This window comes from Nonomuraea sp. NPDC047529 (genome assembly GCF_040642995.1).
Classification (GTDB): domain Bacteria; phylum Actinomycetota; class Actinomycetes; order Streptosporangiales; family Streptosporangiaceae; genus Nonomuraea.
This window is the reverse complement of record NZ_JBEYTJ010000056.1, coordinates 7,588-25,168: the sequence shown is the minus strand read 5'-3', so window position 1 is coordinate 25,168 and position 17,581 is coordinate 7,588. Positions and strand designations below refer to the sequence as shown.

General features: G+C 73.4%; 16 protein-coding genes and 1 pseudogene. 7 read left to right on the top strand and 10 right to left on the bottom strand.

The annotated features are described in order from the left end of the window. Nucleotides 1-56 precede the first annotated feature (56 nt). From ABZ815_RS47770 to ABZ815_RS47755, 4 genes are all read right to left on the bottom strand, one after another. Entirely contained in the window at nt 57-911 is an 855-nt protein-coding gene (locus ABZ815_RS47770; protein ID WP_357708676.1) for a lysophospholipid acyltransferase family protein, read from the bottom strand. Further along, nucleotides 911-3,238, bottom strand: coding sequence for an MMPL family transporter (locus ABZ815_RS47765; RefSeq protein WP_357708674.1), 2,328 nt, complete (start codon nt 3,236-3,238; stop codon nt 911-913). The genes ABZ815_RS47770 and ABZ815_RS47765 overlap by 1 nt, the downstream gene beginning before the upstream one ends. A 77-nt stretch (nt 3,239-3,315) precedes the next feature. Further along, nucleotides 3,316-4,287, bottom strand: coding sequence for a lysophospholipid acyltransferase family protein (locus tag ABZ815_RS47760; protein ID WP_357708672.1), 972 nt, complete (start codon nt 4,285-4,287; stop codon nt 3,316-3,318). A 42-nt stretch (nt 4,288-4,329) separates the two neighbouring features. Next, complete coding sequence (locus tag ABZ815_RS47755) at nt 4,330-4,623, bottom strand: hypothetical protein (RefSeq protein ID WP_357708670.1); 294 nt, start codon at nt 4,621-4,623, stop codon at nt 4,330-4,332. Between the two features lie 190 nt (nt 4,624-4,813). Here ABZ815_RS47755 and ABZ815_RS47750 point away from each other — a divergent pair, with 190 nt between their 5' ends. Continuing rightward, on the top strand, nt 4,814-5,701 hold the full coding sequence (locus tag ABZ815_RS47750; protein WP_357708668.1) for a phosphotransferase: 888 nt from the start codon (nt 4,814-4,816) through the stop codon (nt 5,699-5,701). Nucleotides 5,702-5,747: 46 nt separating this feature from the next. Here ABZ815_RS47750 and ABZ815_RS47745 read toward each other — a convergent pair whose 3' ends face one another. Next, nucleotides 5,748-7,031 carry an ArsB/NhaD family transporter gene (locus tag ABZ815_RS47745; protein ID WP_357708665.1) on the bottom strand — a complete coding sequence of 428 codons (1,284 nt, stop codon included), beginning with the start codon at nt 7,029-7,031 and terminating at the stop codon, nt 5,748-5,750. Nucleotides 7,032-7,036: 5 nt separating this feature from the next. Then, nucleotides 7,037-7,495, bottom strand: coding sequence for a CBS domain-containing protein (locus ABZ815_RS47740; protein WP_357708663.1), 459 nt, complete (start codon nt 7,493-7,495; stop codon nt 7,037-7,039). Nucleotides 7,496-7,935: 440 nt separating this feature from the next. On the opposite strand from ABZ815_RS47740, the gene ABZ815_RS47735 reads away from it, so the two are divergent. From ABZ815_RS47735 to ABZ815_RS47725, 3 genes are all read left to right on the top strand, one after another. Next, complete coding sequence (locus ABZ815_RS47735) at nt 7,936-8,940, top strand: histidine kinase (protein ID WP_357708660.1); 1,005 nt, start codon at nt 7,936-7,938, stop codon at nt 8,938-8,940. Continuing rightward, nucleotides 8,937-9,581: a response regulator transcription factor gene (locus ABZ815_RS47730; protein ID WP_357708658.1), complete on the top strand. Its 645-nt coding sequence runs from the start codon at nt 8,937-8,939 to the stop codon at nt 9,579-9,581. Before ABZ815_RS47735 ends, ABZ815_RS47730 begins: the two co-directional genes overlap by 4 nt. A 205-nt stretch (nt 9,582-9,786) precedes the next feature. Beyond that, entirely contained in the window at nt 9,787-10,707 is a 921-nt protein-coding gene (locus ABZ815_RS47725; RefSeq protein ID WP_357708655.1) for a hypothetical protein, read from the top strand. 54 nt (nt 10,708-10,761) lie between these two features. Here ABZ815_RS47725 and cydB read toward each other — a convergent pair whose 3' ends face one another. Further along, nucleotides 10,762-11,727, bottom strand: coding sequence for a cytochrome d ubiquinol oxidase subunit II (cydB, locus tag ABZ815_RS47720; RefSeq protein ID WP_357708652.1), 966 nt, complete (start codon nt 11,725-11,727; stop codon nt 10,762-10,764). A 7-nt stretch (nt 11,728-11,734) separates the two neighbouring features. Then, nucleotides 11,735-13,108 (bottom strand): cytochrome ubiquinol oxidase subunit I, encoded by a 1,374-nt coding sequence (locus ABZ815_RS47715; RefSeq protein ID WP_357708650.1) that lies wholly within the window; start codon nt 13,106-13,108, stop codon nt 11,735-11,737. A gap of 72 nt (nt 13,109-13,180) precedes the next feature. Between ABZ815_RS47715 and ABZ815_RS47710 the strand changes: the two genes are divergently transcribed. Beyond that, nucleotides 13,181-13,912: a pyridoxamine 5'-phosphate oxidase family protein gene (locus tag ABZ815_RS47710; protein ID WP_357708756.1), complete on the top strand. Its 732-nt coding sequence runs from the start codon at nt 13,181-13,183 to the stop codon at nt 13,910-13,912. A 2-nt stretch (nt 13,913-13,914) separates the two neighbouring features. On the opposite strand, the gene ABZ815_RS47705 is transcribed toward ABZ815_RS47710, so the two are convergent. Further along, entirely contained in the window at nt 13,915-14,130 is a 216-nt protein-coding gene (locus ABZ815_RS47705) for a respiratory nitrate reductase subunit gamma (RefSeq protein WP_357708753.1), read from the bottom strand. 55 nt (nt 14,131-14,185) lie between these two features. Beyond that, a pseudogene (locus ABZ815_RS47700) lies at nt 14,186-16,150 on the bottom strand (molybdopterin-dependent oxidoreductase); the annotation flags it as partial. Between the two features lie 170 nt (nt 16,151-16,320). Here ABZ815_RS47700 and ABZ815_RS47695 point away from each other — a divergent pair. Both ABZ815_RS47695 and ABZ815_RS47690 read left to right on the top strand, forming a co-directional pair. After that, on the top strand, nt 16,321-16,962 hold the full coding sequence (locus tag ABZ815_RS47695) for a response regulator transcription factor (RefSeq protein WP_357708648.1): 642 nt from the start codon (nt 16,321-16,323) through the stop codon (nt 16,960-16,962). A 65-nt stretch (nt 16,963-17,027) separates the two neighbouring features. Further along, nucleotides 17,028-17,435: a pyridoxamine 5'-phosphate oxidase family protein gene (locus ABZ815_RS47690; protein WP_357708645.1), complete on the top strand. Its 408-nt coding sequence runs from the start codon at nt 17,028-17,030 to the stop codon at nt 17,433-17,435. Nucleotides 17,436-17,581: the final 146 nt, after the last annotated feature.

Sequence of the window (17,581 nt, the reverse complement as noted above, 5' to 3'; positions counted from 1 at the left end):
GTCCGAGTGTGCTGCAGGAGGGCGGGCGGGTCCGGGTATGACACCTCAAATGTCGATCAAGCCGGGCCGAGGGCGTCCCTGACCCGCGACTCGGTCAGCGCGGCGAGGGCAGCCCGGTCCTCGCGCGGGCGTCCGGTGAGCTCGGGGCGTACGGGGGGCAGGAACGTCACCTCGGCCACCAGGTGCCGGGTCGCGACCACCCGCAGCAGCGAGGCCGGCAGGGAGTCCTCCCCGATCCAGGCGGCGCGGGTGGAGGGCGCGCCGCCTTCGCGGTAGCGCAGCGCCACCGGCCGCACGGTCGCGCCCGCCTCGACGGCGGCCTGGAACAGGGCCGGGTGGAAGGCCCCCATGGCCCGTCCGCACCAGGTCGTGCCCTCGGGGTAGGCGAGCACGGCGTCCCCGTCGCGCAGGGCGCCGGCGACGGCCATGATCGCGGCGGGCAGCGCGGCCGGCCGGTCCTTGTCGATGAACAGGGTGCGATGGGCCGCGGCCAGCGACCGGACGAGCGGCCAGCGCCCGATCTCCCGCTTGGCGAGCTGGCGGACCGGGGTGACGGCCGCCATGATCAGCGGGTCGGCCCACGAGATGTGGTTGCTCACCAGCAGGGTGCCGTGCCCGGCCAGGACGGGGACGCCGTCCGGCACCCGCACCGTGATGCCGAGGGCGCGCACGATCAGCCTCATGGCCCCCCGCGCCAGGCGCCCGCGCAGGGGTCCGGGGCGACGGCGGAGCATCGGCGACAGCGTCAGGGCCGCCGCCAGGGCCAGCGCGCAGCCCAGCAGGCGGGCGGCCCGGCGGACCGGCCCGGCGGCGGTGACCGGCGGCCGGACGCAGGTCTCCGGCGTGCACGGCGACACCCCCGGCCGGGACGGCGGCCGTCCGTGGCGGTGGTCCTGGGCGCGGACGGTCATCACGGTGTGCCCGCCGGCGGTCCCACGGGCTCGGCCCCCTCCGGGCCGCCCGCGGCGGTGCCCGAACCCATGCCCGGCCCCATGCCCGGACCCATGCCCGTGCCCGCGCCGACGGGGACGCGCGGCGGGTCCCCCGCCGTGCCGTCGCCGGTCCTCCGCCTGCCGAGCAGGAGCCGGGGAGCCCACCAGTTGGCGGGCCCGACCAGGCGCATCACGGCGGGCACGAGCAGCGTGCGGATCAGCGTGCAGTCGACCAGGACGGCCACCGCGATCCCCACCCCGATCATCTTCAGCACGGCCAGCCCGGACGTCGCCACGGCGGCCATGACGACGGCGAAGATGACGGCGGCCGAGGTGAACAGCCGCCCGGTGTGCTGGAGCCCGGTGGCGACCGCGGTGACGGTGTCGCCGCGGTCGCGGTACTCCTCGGTGATGCGGGACAGCAGGAAGATCTCGTAGTCCATGGACAGGCCGAACGCGACGCAGAAGATCAGCGTGGGCATGAGGGCGTCGATGCTGCCGGTGGCGGTGAAGTCGCCGACCAGCCCGCGCAGGTGGCCGTTCTGGAAGACGTGGACCAGGGCGCCGAAGGTGGCGGTGAGGCTGAGCACGTTCATCACCAGGGCCTTGACGGCCAGCACGACGCTGCGGGTCAGCAGCGTCACCATCGCCAGGGTGGTCAGCGCGATCAGCGTCAGGGCCAGGGGCAGCGTGCCGGCGATGCTCTGCCTGACGTCGTCCAGCTCGGCGCCCGGCCCGGCGAAGAGCGCCTGGCCGGGGGCCGGGATCGCGCGCAGGCGCCGGACGAGCTCGCTGTTGGCCACCGAGTACGGCTCGTGCGCGGTGGTGACGAGCAGCCAGCTGCCCGCCTCGCCGGTGAACCGGCGGTTCGTCCCGGGGACGACGGCGGCCCCGCTGTAGGAGCCGCCGGCCGTGTCCACGCGCAGCACGCCGTCGGTGGCGGCCAGGCGCCTGGCGTAGCCGTCCAGCGGGCCGGCGGCGCCCTGGCCGGTCGGGCGCAGGTCCGGCAGCAGGATCATGGTGCCGCCGACGACCTGCTGGCCGCCGAAGTCCGCGCGCAGCGTCTGGGCCGCCAGCGCGGCGGGCGCCTGCGGCGGCAGGATGCGGTCGTCCAGGGTGCCGAAGCTGGCGCCCAGGAACGGCGCGCCCATGGCCAGCAGCAGCGCGGTGGTGGGCACGGCCACCGCCAGCGGGCGGCGCATGACGGCGACCGCCAGGCGGTACCAGGGCCCGTGCTCCACCGGCGGCGCGGACCGGCGGGCGGCGTTCCACGGGCCGGGCACGGGAAGCCGGTTGACCCGGTCGCCGAGCAGGGTCAGCACGGCCGGGAGCACCACGAGGCTGGCCACCGCCGCCATCAGGCTGATCGTCATCCCGCCCACGGCCAGCGAGCGCAGGATGGTGAACGGGAACAGCAGCAGCGCGGACATGGACAGCGCCACGGTCGCCGCCGAGCAGGCCATGGCCCGGCCGGTGGTGCGCATGGTGACGGCGATGGCCTGCGGGGCCTCCTGGCCCTGGGCGAGCTGCTCGCGGAAGCGGGTGACGATGAACAGGCTGAAGTCGACGGCCAGGGCGAAGCCCAGCGCGCTGGAGATGCTCAGCGCGAACACCGAGATCTCCATGACCTCGGTCATCAGCCGCAGCACGGCCATCGTGGCGACCACCGCCAGCGCGCCGATCAGCACCGGCAGCAGGGCGGCGACCAGGCTGCCGAACACCAGGCACAGGATGGCCAGGGTCAGCGGCGCGGCGATCAGCTCGGCGGTGCGCAGGTCGGCCTCGCTGCGGTCCTGGGCCTCGACGCGTACCTGGGCCTCGCCCGTGGCGGTCAGCGACAGGGGGCCGTAGCGGCCGTTCAGCGATTCCATGATCCGGCGGGCGGCGGCGTTGCGGGCGGCGTTGTCGCCGCTCAGGTTCGCCAGGACGACCGCCGCGCGCCCGTCGCCGCTGCGCAGCCTGGACGCGTGGCCGCGCCAGTACGAGGTGACCCGCCACACCCCCGGGTCGGCCGAGATCCGTTCGGTCAGGCGCGTCCCGGCGGCGTCGATCTCGGGGTCGTCGACCGGCCGCGCGGCGCGGGCGATCACGACCAGGTCGGCGTTGCCCACGCGGAAGGCGTCCTGCAGGATGTCGTCCGCCCGCACGGACTGTGACCCGAGCGGCACGATGTCGCCCAGCACGAGCCGATCGTGCACGTCCAGGCCGGCCACGAGCGACACGGCGAACGTCACGGCCGCGCCCCAGAGCACGACCCGTCGCGGCCACCTCCGCCCATGGCCGGACGGCGGCGAATTGCCCCACATCGGTAGTTCCTTACGTCGAGTATCGGTCGGTCGGGGCCGGTGCGCACGCGCTCCTCCGCGGCGCGGGCCCTGGATGGTCAGTCGAGGCCGGTGCGCACGCGTTCCTCGGCGGCACGGGCCAGGGCGGCCCGTCCGCGCTGCCCGCGGTCGGGCGCGGCGGGCCGCAGGGGCGCGGTGAGCCGGACCGCGGCCCGCAGCCGCCGCGTCCCGGCCACCCGGACGACGGACCCGATCACCGAGTCCTCGCCCACCCAGCTCCCGCGGCTCGACGGGCTCTCGTCCTCGTAGTAGCGCAGGACGGCCGGGCACACCGCCGCCCCGGCGTCGATCGCCGCCTGGAAGACCGCGGGCCGGAACGTGCCGACCTCGCGCCCGCAGGACGTGGTGCCCTCGGGGAAGGCGGTCACCGCCTCCCCGGCCAGCAGGGCGTCGCGGATCAGGCCCACCGCGGCGGGCAGCGTGGACAGGCGTTCCCGGTCGATGAACAGCGCCCCGCAGGCCGCGCCGAGCGTCCCGATGAGCGGCCACCGGCGCACCTCGTGCTTGGCCAGCAGGCGGCAGGGCAGCGCGGCCAGCATGACCACCGGGTCGAGCAGCGAGACGTGGTTGGCCACGACGAGCACCCCGGCCGCCGCCCGCACGGATTCCACCGGACCGGCGACCTCGACCCGGACGCCGAGCGCGCGCAACAGCAGCCTGGCCAGCGCCTGGACCGTCCTGGCCCGCAACGGCCGCGGCGCGGCGCCCATGACGAGGAAGGCCGGCACGGCGGTCAGCAGGACCAGCAGCGCGGCGCACAGCCGGGCCGCGCGGCGGGCCCGTCCGGCGGCGACGGCCTCCTCGGGCAGGCACGCGCGCACCGAGCACGGCGCCCGCACCAGCCACGGGTTGATCTCCACACGCCGGCCCACGCCGGCGAAGTGCCGCCACGTCGCGGACGCCCGCACAGACGTGACGGACGTCCCGGCGGACGGCCCGGTGGTAGGCAGGGCGGGTGGTGTGACGAGTGGTACGGCGGGCGGCGTGGCGGGCGGAGTCGGACAGGACACGCGGGACTCCCAGACGGTGATCGGCGGGCGGCCCGAGCGGCGCTAACGGCAGCGCAGGACGACGGCGGGCGGCAGGTTGCGCCGGATCGGCCCCGGAATGTGGACCGTTCCAAACATCTCGTGCACCTGGCGCGGAAGGGCCCGGCACGGCGGCGTGGGCCAGGCCGCGAGCATGGTGAGCGCGTCGAGCCGGGCGTCGGGCGCCGGGCGGGTCCGCGCGGCGGGCCGCGGATCGAGCTGCGCGGCGGGCAGCGGCGTTCGGATGTCCCGGTGCCGGGACGGGCGTGTATGCGGCGGATGTGAGCTTTCCGGGATTTCCTGCGACTGCACGATCATGAGCGTCCCGACTTCGGAGCGGGCTCGGCACCGGTGGGCCTGACGGCGGGGTGACAAGCGGATGATGATCCTGTTAGTGCAGGTTAAGCGCTATGCGGCCGAGAGCGCCGAATTTGCGGCACGTGTCGCCCGACCTTGCCCGACCTTGGCCGAATGCTCGACAACCCGTCCGAGCCCATAGCCTGGCGAGGTGATCTACGTGAAGACGCCCCTCACCCCCGAGATCCGCGCGGCCGCCTCCCGGGCCTGGGGCGCCGAGGGAGAGGGCGAGCGGCTGCACGGCGGGGAGGAGTCGGCCGCCTACCGCCTCGGCGGCCACGTCCTGCGGGTCGGCCCGGCCGGGCGCGGGGTGGCCGAGGCGGAGTGGTGCCACGCCGTCGCCCGGCACGCCGCCGTCACGCTGCCCGAGGCGGTGGCCCCGCTGGCGACCGACGGCGGGGCGACCGTGGTCGTCGTGGACGGGCGGCCGATCTCCTGCTGGCCCTATGTCGAGGGCTCCTGGCCGGACTCCGACGTCCCGGCGCAGCGTGAGGCCGGCGCGCGGCTGCTGGCCCGGCTCCACCGCGCCCTGGCCGGTCTGCGTCCCGGCCCGCGTCCCGTGCCCGCCTTCCAGGAGTCCGGCCTGTACGGCGACCCGCACCCGGACGCCGCCGACCTGGCCGACCCCGTCCTGGACCGCTGGCTGGCCGGCTTCCACGCCGGTCATCCCGTGCGCCACCCGCTGCACGGCGACTACTACACCGGCAACACCCTGGCCAGGGACGACGGCCGGATCGTCGCGGTCCTCGACTGGGACGAGACCTTCGTCGGCGCCCCCGAACTGGAACTGGCCGCCGCCGCGCTGGAGTGGGGCGACGACCTGATCGGGCCGAGCAAGGAGTTCGTGGCCGCCTACCACGAGGAGGGCGGCACGGCGGCCCCGCTCGACGAGGAGTCGCTCGCCCAGCTCGTCCGGCACAAGCTGCGCAGGGAGTACGCCTACTTCCGCAAGGCCGCCGCGTCGGGTGTGCGGCACGACGAGGAGGACCTCGAATATCACCGGGCCCGGGTCGAGCTGTTCCACCGGCTGCGGCCCTGACGCCGGCGTCCCGGGGGCGGGACCGGCCCGCCCCCGGAGCGTCGGGTCAGAAGTAGCGCAGCCACACGTACACCCAGGCCAGGGCCGTGCTGCCCAGGGTGACGACGATGCCGTACCGGGTGAACTGCCAGAACGAGATCGGGTTGCCCGTGCGGGCGGCGATCCCGAGGGCCACCACGTTGGCGCTGGCGGCGACCGCGGTGCCGTTGCCGCCGAAGTCGGCGCCGAAGGCGAAGGCCCACCACAGCGCCTGCCCGGTGGACGCGTCCGGTGCGGCGGCGGCCAGTTCCTCCACCACCGGCGCCATCGTCGCCACGTACGGGATGTTGTCGAAGAAGGCCCCCAGCACGCTGGAGCCGAACAGCAGCGAGGTGGCCGCGGCGAAGTAGTTGTCGCCGAACAGGTCGATGGTGGCCCGTCCGATGGTCTCCATGGTCCCGGTGTGCACCAGGCCCGCGACCATGACGAACAGCCCGGCGAAGAACACCAGCGTGGGCCATTCGACCTCGCGCAGCACGTCCCCGAGCTCGACCCGGCACACCAGCAGCATGACCCCCGCGCCGACCAGGGCGATGATCGAGGGCGCCAGGTGCAGGACGGAGTGCAGCGCGAACGCCGTCACCACCCCGGCCAGCACCGTCAGCGACCGCGCCAGCAGCGCGGGGTCGGTGATGGCCCGCCGCTCCTGCAACGCCATCACCTTGGCCACGTGGTCGGCGTTGTAGTGGAACGAGCGGCGGAACAGCGGGTAGGTGAGCAGCACGAACACCCCGAAGATCACCACGACCGCCGGAGCCATGTGCACGAGGAAGTCGTTGAACGTCAGCCCCGCCCGGCTGCCGATGATGATGTTCGGCGGGTCGCCGATCAGCGTCGCGGCCCCGCCGATGTTGGAGGCCAGCACCTCGGCGATCAGGTACGGCGCCGCCGGGATGCGCAGCCGCCCGCACACCATCACCGTCACCGGCGCGACCAGCATGATCGTCGTGACGTTGTCCAGGAAGGGCGAGGCCACTGCGGTGATGGCCATCAGCATGACCATCAGCCGGTACGGCCGTCCCCGTGAACGTTTGGCCGCCCAGATCGCCAGGTAGTCGAACAGCCCGGTCTGTTTGATCACGCCCACGATGATCATCATGCCGAGCAGCAGGAAGATGACGTTCCAGTCGATGCCCGCGTGCCCTGAGGAGAACACCTCCTCCCCCGGCGTCAGCCCGAGCACGGTCATCAGCCCGGCCGCCACGAGGACGACCTTGACCTTGTCGGCCTTCTCGGTGGCGATGAAGAAGAACGCCACCACGAAAATGGCCATGGCCAGGATCGCGCTCATCCGGATCAGTCCGGAAGGCTCGTGATGGCCAGGCTGGTCAGCAGGCGTTCCAGTGTGATCGCCCCGCTGAGGGTGCCGTCGGCGCCGAGCATGGCGACGAGCGGGCTGCGGGTGCGGGCCATCAGCGCCGCCACCTCCAGCAGCGTCGCCTCCGGCGGCACGGTGACGGGCCGCGCGGGCGGCTTGGGCAGGCAGTCGCCGACCGTCAGGTGGGCGAGCTCCTGCCAGAACACCTCGGCGTCGCTCTCGTCGAGGGTGCGGACCAGGGCCGGGTCCTCCTGGTAGGTGCCGGGGATGGCCAGCCGCAGCACCTGCGTGCCCGGCAGCACGGTCGCGGGCCTGCCGTGCTCGTCCACCACGATGAGCCCGGGGAGCCGGTTGACGACCATCAGGCGCACCGCGCGGACCACGGAGTCGCGGGCGGTCACGGTCGGCAGGGTGACGGCGATATCGTGTGCTCGCATGGCACCGTCCACGGTGGTCGGAGTGGTCTGGGAACGGCGTGCCGCGCCGGTTCCGGGCGCGGCCGCATGGCGGATCTTGATGGGGTACCTCCAGCGGGGGCGAACGTCAGAAGGGCGGCCAGGGGGCTCAGACGCCCTGCCCCGGCCACGGGACGGCGGCCGGCCCCCGGCGCGGCCCGCCCGTCAGATGGCCCCGGGGGACGGACCGCGACCCGCGGGCGGGCAGGAGGAGAAGCGGTCCTGCCGCCGCGGCCCAGAGAAGGTCCGTGCCACGCATCGCCCACCTCCTTACGGTCCGTCCCTGTTTTCCGGGGAGACCCATGTCATCACCGGGCGGGGGGCCGCGCCCATCGGGTCCGGCCCCCATATCGGGTGGGGGCGGAGCCGTATCCGGGCGAGGTAAGTGGACAGCGCGGGCGGAATACGCCCAGGCTGGAGGCATGAGAGACGCCGTCGCCACCGCGCCGGAGCCGCCAGGCCGCACCCCGGCCCAGGCGTTGTTCCGCCGCCTGTTCGTCATCAACGCGCTGGTCTTCGCCGCGGGCACGTTCGTGCTGGCGCTGTCTCCGGCGACGGTCTCCTCACCGGTGCTCCTGACCGAGGTCCCGGTGCTGCTGATCGGCCTGGCGCTGATCCTGGCGGCGAACGCGTTCCTGGTGCGGGCCAGCCTCGCCCCGCTGACCTCGTTGACCGCCCTGATGCGGCGCGTGGACCTGCTGCACACCCACGACCGGCTGCCCGCCGGCAACCGGGACCTCAGGAGCGTCACCGACACCTTCAACCAGATGCTCGACCGCCTGGAGGAGGAGCGCAGCGTGGCCAGCGCCCAGGCCCTGGCCGCCCAGGAGGCCGAACGCGGCCGCATCGCCCGCGAGCTGCACGACGAGATCGGCCAGAGCCTGACCGTCGCGCTGCTGGCCCTCAAGCGGGTGCGCGACCGGGCGCCCGCGGAGCTGGCCGAGGAGCTGGGACACGCCCAGGAGGCGATCAGGACCAGCCTGGACGAGGTGCGCCAGGTCGCCCATCGGCTGCGTCCCGGCGTCCTGGAGGACCTGGGGCTGATCAGCGCCCTCACGGCGCTGGCCACCGATCTGTCGCAGACCGGCACGGTCGAGGTCGGCCGCCGGCTGGCCCCGGGGCTGCCGCCGCTGACCTCCGAGGTCGAGCTCGTCCTCTACCGCATCGCCCAGGAGAGCCTGACCAACGTCGCCCGCCACGCCGAGGCCACCCGGGCGACGCTCACGCTGACGCCCGACGGCGGCGACCTGGTCCTGCGCGTCGCCGACAACGGCCGGGGCGGCATCGGCGAGCCGGGCGCCGGCATCCGCGGCATGCACGAGCGCGCCCTGCTCATCGGGGCCCGCCTGAGCGTGCACTCGCCGCCCGGTGGCGGCACCGAGATCGTCCTCACCGTCCCCGGCGCGGCCAAGGAGAACGCCCGATGACCCGCATCCTGCTCGCCGACGACCACGCGCTCGTCCGCCAGGGCGTCCGTCTCATCCTCGACGCGGAGCCCGACCTGACCGTGGTCGCCGAGGCCGCCGACGGGGCCGAGGCGGTCGAGGCCGTCCGCACCCACGACATCGACCTGGTCATCCTGGACATCGCCATGCCGCGCATGACCGGGTTGCAGGCCGCGCGCGAGATCGCCCGCCGCCGGCCGGGCGTGCGCATGCTGATGTTGTCCATGTACGACAACGAGCAGTACTTCTTCGCCGCGCTGAAGGCCGGGGCCTGCGGCTACGTGCTGAAGTCGGTGGCCGACCGCGACCTCATCGAGGCGTGCCGGGCGGCGATGCGCGGCGAGCCGTTCCTCTACCCCGGGGCGGTCACCGCGCTGATCCGCGACTACCTCCACCGCCACCGGCACGGCGACCCGCTGCCCAACAGCCTGCTGACGGCCCGCGAGGAGGAGATCGTCAAGCTCATCGCCGAGGGCCACTCCACCAAGGCCATCGCCGACACCCTGGTCATCAGCCCCAAGACCGTCGACCGCCACCGCAGCAACATCCTGGCCAAGCTCGGCCTCAACGACCGCCTCGACCTGACCCGCTACGCCATCCGCGCCGGCCTGATCGAACCCTGACCTCGGCGGACGGCCTCGCCGCCGGGTCCCGTGGGCCCCGCGGCCCGTCCGGATGGAGCCCGCGGGCGCAGTTCCATGAGACGATCGAGATCATGATGGGTCCGTTGGGCGCGAGCAGTCACGTCCTCCACGCCTCGCTTTCGTCCTGCCATGCCCCGGCACGGGCCGCCGCCGGTCCCGTCGCCGTGCCGGTCGCGTGCTGAGCATGGCCGAAGACACCGTCGCGTCCTGGGACGCGCTCACCGGTCAGGAGGCCCGCGGCCTCGTCGCCCGCATCGAGGGGCTGCGCCCGCGGCGCGGTCCCGGCGACGGGGGCGAGGTGCCGTCGGCCGACGTCGACGTCGTCGAAGGGCTCGTTCCGGCGGCGGCCGGCGTGGCGGCGGCCTGGCTGCGCGAGCGGCCGTCCCCGGCCCTGCGGCGTACCCGGCTGCGGGTCCTGGCCTCCTACCTGCGGTGGCTGCGGGCGCAGGATCTCGCCGGCGACGTGCTGGGCAGCGGGTCGCAGGTCGACGCCTACTGCCTGGCCGCCCTCACCACCGGGCTGGCGCCGTCCGGCCGGCCGCTGGCCAAGGCGACGGTGGTCCGCAGGCGGGCCGTCCTGGCCTCGTTCTACGCCTTCGCCGGGCGCCACGGGCGGGCTCTGCCCGCGCCGGCCGCCCATCCGCCCACCCCGGCCGAGCGGCGGCTGCTGCGCGGCGGGATCGCCACGCTGGCCGAGGAAGGGCGCTTAGCCGAGGCCGTGGCGGTCGGGCTGCTGGAGTCCACCGGTGCGTCCGTCGACGCGCTGGCCCGGCTGACCGCGTGCGACGTGCACCTGGTGGGCGGCGGCGACCCCGTGCTGATCACCCTGCACGACGGCCGGGGCGACATCGTCGCCTTCCCGCTCGCGCCCTACCTGCGCCGCCCGCTGCGCCGCCTGTGCGGCGACCGGCCCGCCGACCATCCGCTGCTCAGCGGCGACGCGGGCCGGCGTGTCGACCTGGCGTGGACGCGGGCCGCGCTCATCGACGCCGCGCTCGCCGCCGGTCTGCCCCGGTGGCGGGCCGAGGGCCTGCACCCGCACCTGATGCGCGCCCTGACCGTGACCGAACTCGGCGGGTCCCCGGCGGACGTCCGGGCGCGCTGAGCCCCTGACTCTCGGCGGCCGGGACGAGCCCCCTGCCGCCGGGAGCGGGCCGGTTCAGACGGCGCCGGTGAGCCGGCGGCGGAACACCCAGTACGTCCACGCCTGGTAGCCCAGCACCAGCGGCGTGAAGATGGCCGCGACCCAGGTCATCACCGTCAGCGTGTACGGGCTGGAGGCCGCGTTGGTCACGGTGAGGCTGTTGGCCGGGTCCAGGGCGGGCATGACGTTCGGGAACAGGCCGCTGAAGATCGCGCAGACCAGCGCGACCACGGCGACCGCGCTGGCGGTGAAGGCCCACCCGTCACGGCCGCGCACGGTCGCGGCCACCGCGCCGATCAGGCCGAGCGCGACCAGCGTCACAGCGGCCCACCGGACGGGCCCGGCGCCGTCGTTCGAGAGCAGCAGGAACGCCATCACCGCCAGGAACGCCGCCGGGGAGATGCTCTTGGCCATCCGGGCGGCGGCCAGGCGCAGGTCGCCGGTGGTGCGCAGGGCCAGGAAGACCGCGCCGTGCAGGGTGAACAGCAGCAGCGTGGCCAGCCCGCCGAGCAGCGCGAACGGGTTGAGCAGGGTCAGCAGCGTGCCGGTGTACTCGTGCTCGGCGTTCAGCGGGACACCGCGCACGATGTTGGCGAACGCGACCCCCCAAAGGAAGGCGGGGACGAGGGACCCCCAGAACAGCGCCCGGTCCCAGCCGCGCGTGCTGTCGCTCTTGCTGCGGTACTCCAGGGCCACGCCGCGGGCGATGAGCGCCAGCAGGATGAGGAACAGCGGCAGGTAGAAGCCGCTGAACAGGGTGGCGTACCACTCGGGGAAGGCGGCGAACGTCGCGCCGCCGGCCACCAGCAGCCACACCTCGTTGCCGTCCCAGACCGGGCCGATCGTCTTGAGCACGGCTCGCCGGTCGGCCTCCTCGCGGCTCAGGACGGGCATCAGGACGCCGACGCCGAAGTCGAAGCCCTCCAGCAGGAAGTAGCCGGTCCAAAGCACGGCGATCAGTACGAACCAGACGTTTTCCATGATTTCCTCAGTAGCTCAGCGCGGGGACGGCGGTCTCGGGCTCGTCCTGCTCGTTCGGCCCGATCCGGATGAACTTGACCAGCAGCCGGATCTCGATGATCGCGAGCACGGCGTAGGCGAGGGTGAAGCCGACCAGCGTGATGGCCACCGAGGGCACGTCCGCCGTGGGCGAGACGGCGTAGGCGGTGCGCATCAGCCCGAAGACGGTCCACGGCTGGCGGCCCATCTCGGTGAAGATCCAGCCCATGCTGTTGGCCAGGAACGGCAGGCCGATGCCGGCGACGGCCAGCCGGTAGGCCCAGCGGCCCGCGGGCAGCCGGCCGCGCCTGGTCAGCCAGAGCCCGGCCAGGGCGAGCAGCGCCGACAGCATGCCGAACCCGATCATGAGCCGGAAGGACCAGTAGGCCAGGCCGACGACCGGCCGGTAGTCGCCGGGGCCGTACAGGGCCTCGTAGCGGGCCTGGATGTCGTTGATGCCCTCGACCTCGCCGTCCAGGGTGTTGGTGGACAGCAGGCTCAGGCCGTACGGGATCTGCAGGTTGACGTGGTTGCGGCCGTTCTCGACGTCGCCGATGGCGAACAGGGAGAAGCCGGCGGAGGTCTCGTCCTCCCACAGGGCCTCGGCGGCGGCCATCTTCATCGGCTGCTGCTCGGTCATGATCTGGGCCTGCCAGTGGCCGGAGAACGACACCCCGACCGCCGAGACCAGGCTGACGACCAGCGCCAGCCGGGCCGAGGTGCGGAAAAGGGAGACGTCCCGCTTGCGCAGCAGGAACCAGGCGCTGACGCCCAGCACGAACGCGGCCGCCGTCAGGAACGCCCCGAACAGGACGTGCGGGAAGGTGACCAGCGTGGTCGAGTTGGTCAGGACGGCCCAGATGTCGGTCAGCTCGGCGCGGCCGTTGTTGATCCGGTAGCCGACGGGGTGCTGCATCCAGGAGTTGGCCGCCAGGATGAAGTAGGCCGAGATGTTGGTGCCGATGGCGGCCAGCCAGATCGTGGCCAGGTGCAGCCGGGGCGACAGCCGGTCCCATCCGAAGATCCACAGGCCGAGGAACGTGGACTCCAGGAAGAAGGCCATCAGCCCCTCCATGGCCAGGGGCGCCCCGAACACGTCACCGACGAACCGGGAATAGTCACTCCAGTTCATCCCGAACTGGAACTCCTGCACGATTCCCGTCACGACGCCCATGGCGAAGTTGATCAGGAACAGCCGGCCCCAGAACCGGGTCAGCCGCAGGTACTCCGGCTTCTTCGTCCGGTGCCACGCCGTCTGCAACCCGGCCACGATGATCGACAGGCCGATCGTGAGCGGCACGAAGAGGAAGTGGTAGACGGTCGTGATGCCGAACTGCCACCGGGAGAGATCCAGGACATCCATGCAGGCCAGGCTCCTCTTCCCGACCGTCGCGCCGTAGGGCCGTGCGTCCCTGGGACGAGGGACGTTGGTCCCATGGAGGGGCGAAGGACCCTGTCCGGGGTACGGGGTGCCTGGACGGCTTCACCACGCATGGGGACGCAGAGGCAGGAGGAGACAGTGACACGGACCGGCGACTTCGGCCACCGCATCCAGTACCACCGGCAACGGCTCGGGCTCACCGTCGAGCAGGTGGCGGAACGGGCGGACATGTCCGCCGGCTACCTCCGGTACATGGAGGAGCACGTGGACATCCCGGACAGGGGCACCCTGAACCGCCTGGCCGACGCGCTGGGGACCACCGGCGAGGACCTGCTGGGCGGCGGGCGCGACCGGCCGCCGGGCGTGGGGCCGGCGATGGCCGAACCCGTCCTGGAGGTGCTCGAACGTGACGAATGCCTGAGCCTGATCGCGCCCGGCGGCATCGGCCGGATCGCGTTCAACGGCTCGCACGGGCCGACGGTGCTGCCCGTCAACTACCGCGTGCACGACGGCGCCATCGTCTTCCGCACCGCCTCGGGCGGCCCCATGGACCAGGACCTGCGGACCGGGCTGGAGGGTGTCGAGGTCATGGTGGGCTTCGAGGTGGACCGCATCGACGAGGCCCGGCGGCAGGGCTGGAGCGTGCTCGTCCAGGGGCCCGCCCACCACGTGACGCCGGACGAGCAGGCCGACGACGACGTCACCCCGTGGGCGGGCGGCGACCGGTCGCTGCACATCCGGATCGTCCCCCACCACGTCACCGGCCGCCGCATCCACGCGATGTAGGGTCAGCGCGACCGGACGGGCACCCGTCGCCGGTAGACCACGTAGGGCCGCCACAGGTACGCCACCGGCGCCGACCACACGTGCACCAGCCGGGTGAACGGCCAGATCGCGGCCAGCAGCCAGGCCGACATCGCGTGCAGCTGGAACAGCAGCGGCACGTCGGCCATCAGGCGGGGGTCGGGACGGAAGGTCAGGACGCCCCGGAACCAGACCGCGATCGTGGCGCGGTAGTCGTAGCCGCCGCCGAGCAGGTTGCTGCCGACGGTCGCGGCCGAGCGGGTTGCGGTCGAACGTCGGGTGCGAGGGCAGCCAGCCCAGCCGGGCCGCCTGGGCGTTGCAGTCGGCGAACGAGCGGCCCGCGAACCTGCCCTCGCCCAGCGGGCTGGCCAGCTCGCCGGCCCCGATGCGTTCGTAACGCCACTGGTCGGTGGCCAGGTACCAGAACGCGGTGCCGGCCATGTGCCGGGTCGGGCGCTGCCAGTCGAAGCCGAAGGCCAGGTGCTGGAAGCCGGTGACCGGGCGGACCTTCTCCTGGCCCACGTAGTGCGCCCAGCCGCCGCCGTTGACGCCCTGGCAGCCGGTCAGCAGCACCAGGGTCAGGAACGAGCGGTAGATCTGGTCGGAGTGGAACCAGTGGTTGGTGCCCGCGCCCATCGCGATCATCGACCGGCCCTTGGTGCGCTCGGCGTTGCGGGCGAACTCGCGGGCGATCCTGGCGATCGTGGCGGCCGGGACCGAGGTGATCTCCTCCGCCCAGGCCGGGGTGTAGGGCCGGCCGGCGTCCTCGTAGCTCTCCGGCCAGTCGCCGGGCAGGTCGCGCTTGACGCCGTACTGGGCCATGAGCAGGTCGAACACCGTCGTCACGAGCTTGCCGGCCATCTCGGTCACCGGGACGCCGCGGCGCATGACCGTGCCGCCCTCGGTGGGCCCCTCGTCGAAGCGCGGCAGGTCCACCTCGACCGCCCGCCCGGACCGGCCGAGCAGGGTCAGCGCGGGGACGGCGCCGTCCAGGTCGAGGTTCCAGCGGCCCTCGCCCTCCTGGCCCCAGCGGTGGCCGAGCGTGCCGTTCGGCACCTGCGCCGCGCCGGTCGTCTCGTCCAGGAAGGCGGTCTTGAACTCGGCGTTCTCGCTCTCCTGGCCCAGGTCGGCGGCGGTCAGGAAGCGGCGCGGCACGTACGCGTCGCCGCGCGGCTCCAGTGTCACCAGGAACGGCAGGTCGGTGTACTTGCGCACGTAGTCGGTGAAGTACGGGACCTGGCGGTCGCGGAAGAACTCGGTCAGCGTGACGTGGCCCATCGCCATGGCCAGGGCGCCGTCGGTGCCCGGGTGCGGCGCGAGCCAGTCGTCGGCGAACTTGACGTTGTCGGCGTAGTCGGGGCTGACCGCGACGACCTTGGTGCCCTGGTAGCGGGCCTCGGTCATGAAGTGGGCGTCCGGGGTGCGGGTGACCGGGATGTTGGAGCCCCACATGATCAGGTAGCGGGAGTTCCACCAGTCGGCCGCCTCGGGCACGTCGGTCTGGTCGCCCCACACCTGCGGCGAGGCGATCGGCAGGTCGGCGTACCAGTCGTAGAACGACAGCAGCGTGCCGCCGATCATCGACAAAAAGCGGGTGCCGGCCGCGAACGAGGCCATCGACATCGCCGGGATCGGCGAGAAGCCCACCACCCGGTCGGGGCCGTGCTCCTTGATGGTGTGCACGTGGGCGGCGGCCATCAGTTCGAGGACCTCCTCCCAGCTCGACCGGACGAACCCGCCCTTGCCGCGCGCCCGCTTGTAGGCCCGCGCGCGCTCCGGGTCGCCGGTCAGCTCGGCCCACGCCAGCACGGGGTCGCCCAGCCTGGCCTTGGCCTCGCGCCACATCTCCAGCAGCACGCCGCGCACGTACGGGTAGCGCACCCGCGAGGGAGAGTAGGTGTACCAGGAGAAGGAGGCGCCACGGGGACAGCCGCGCGGCTCGTACTCGGGCGACTCCGGGCCGACCGACGGGTAGTCGGTGGCCTGGTGCTCCCAGGCGATCAGGCCGTCCTTGACGAACACCTGCCAGGAGCACGAGCCCGTGCAGTTCACGCCGTGAGTCGAGCGCACCACCTTGTCGTGCGCCCACCGGTCCCGGTAGAAGCGGTCCCAGGCGCCGGGGTCGACCTGGTGCAGGGTGCGGCCGTCCGCCGACACCTCCGCCCTGGTGAAGAACTTCCTGGCGGCCAGCAACGGCCCCATGCCCGGGATCGCGTCCATGTCGCTCACAACTCTTCCCCTGCCACAACGGTCATGGCCCCAGGCTGGCGGGTGGGCGCCCGGTCCCGGCAGGGACCAAAGTCCCCTCGTACGGGCCCGATGGGCCCGCCGCCGGCGCCCGGGACCTTGGTCCCTACTGCCGGGTGACGGGAGGCGGTAGCGTCGAGGACATGATTCGTGTGTTCCTTCTCGACGATCACGAGGTCGTGCGGCGCGGCGTCGCCGCCCTGCTCGACTCCGAGGACGACATCGAGGTGATCGGCGAGGCCGGGACCGCCGAGTCGGCGATCGCCCGCATCCAGGCCCTGAAGCCGGACGTCGCCGTGCTCGACGTGCGCCTGCCCGACGGCAACGGCGTCGACGTGTGCCGCGAGGTGCGCTCGAAGCTGCCGGGGCTGGCCTGCCTCATGCTGACGTCGTTCGCCGACGACGACGCCCTGTTCGACGCGGTGATGGCCGGCGCCTCGGGCTACGTGCTCAAGCAGATCCACGGCTCCGACCTGGTCGGCGCGGTGCGCACGGTGGCCTCCGGGCAGTCGCTGCTCGACCCGCAGACCACCGCCGCCATGTTGCAGCGGCTGCGCGACCAGGCGGTCCGGCAGGACCCGCTGGCGGCGCTGTCGGAGCAGGAGCGGCACATCCTCGACCTGATCGGCGAGGGGCTGACCAACCGGCAGATCGGCGAGCGCATGTTCCTGGCCGAGAAGACGGTCAAGAACTACGTGTCCAACCTGCTGGCCAAGCTCAACATGCAGCGCCGTACGCAGGCGGCGGCGCTGTCGGCGCGGTTGCGGGCCGACCGGCGCGACTGAACGTCCCCCGAGATGGGACTTTCGCCTCTGACATCGGGAACGGTCCTGGTGGGAGGCTGAGAGGCATGCAACTCGATTCGTCCGGGCTCCAGGTGCTCTCCCGTGAGGAGTGCCTGCGCCTGTTGTCGTCCACGCCGATCGGGCGGATCGTCTTCACCGATCGCGCCCTGCCGGCGGTGCAGCCGGTCAACTTCTGCCTCGACGGCGAGAGCGTCGTCATCCGCACCTCGATCGGGTCGAAGCTGGCCGCGGCCACCCGGCACGCCGTGGTGGCGTTCGAGGCCGACGAGTTCGACCCGTCGATGCGCACCGGCTGGTCGGTGACGGCGGTCGGGCACGCGCGGGCGGTGACCGATCCCACCGAGATGGCCCGGTTGTCCGCGCTGCCCCTGTCCCCGTGGGCTCCGGGGAGCCGCGACCACTACATCGTGGTGGACGCCGAGGAGGTGTCCGGCCGCCGGATCGCTGAGTGACGTACCGTTCAGACGCTTTCGTGCGGGGGCCCGCCGCCCCCCGCGCCCCCCCCGGTGGGGGGGGGCGGGCGGCGGGGGGGGCCCCGCCCCCCCCCCCCCGGCGCGCGACCGGCGACCCCCCCGCGGGAAACCCCGCCACACGAGGG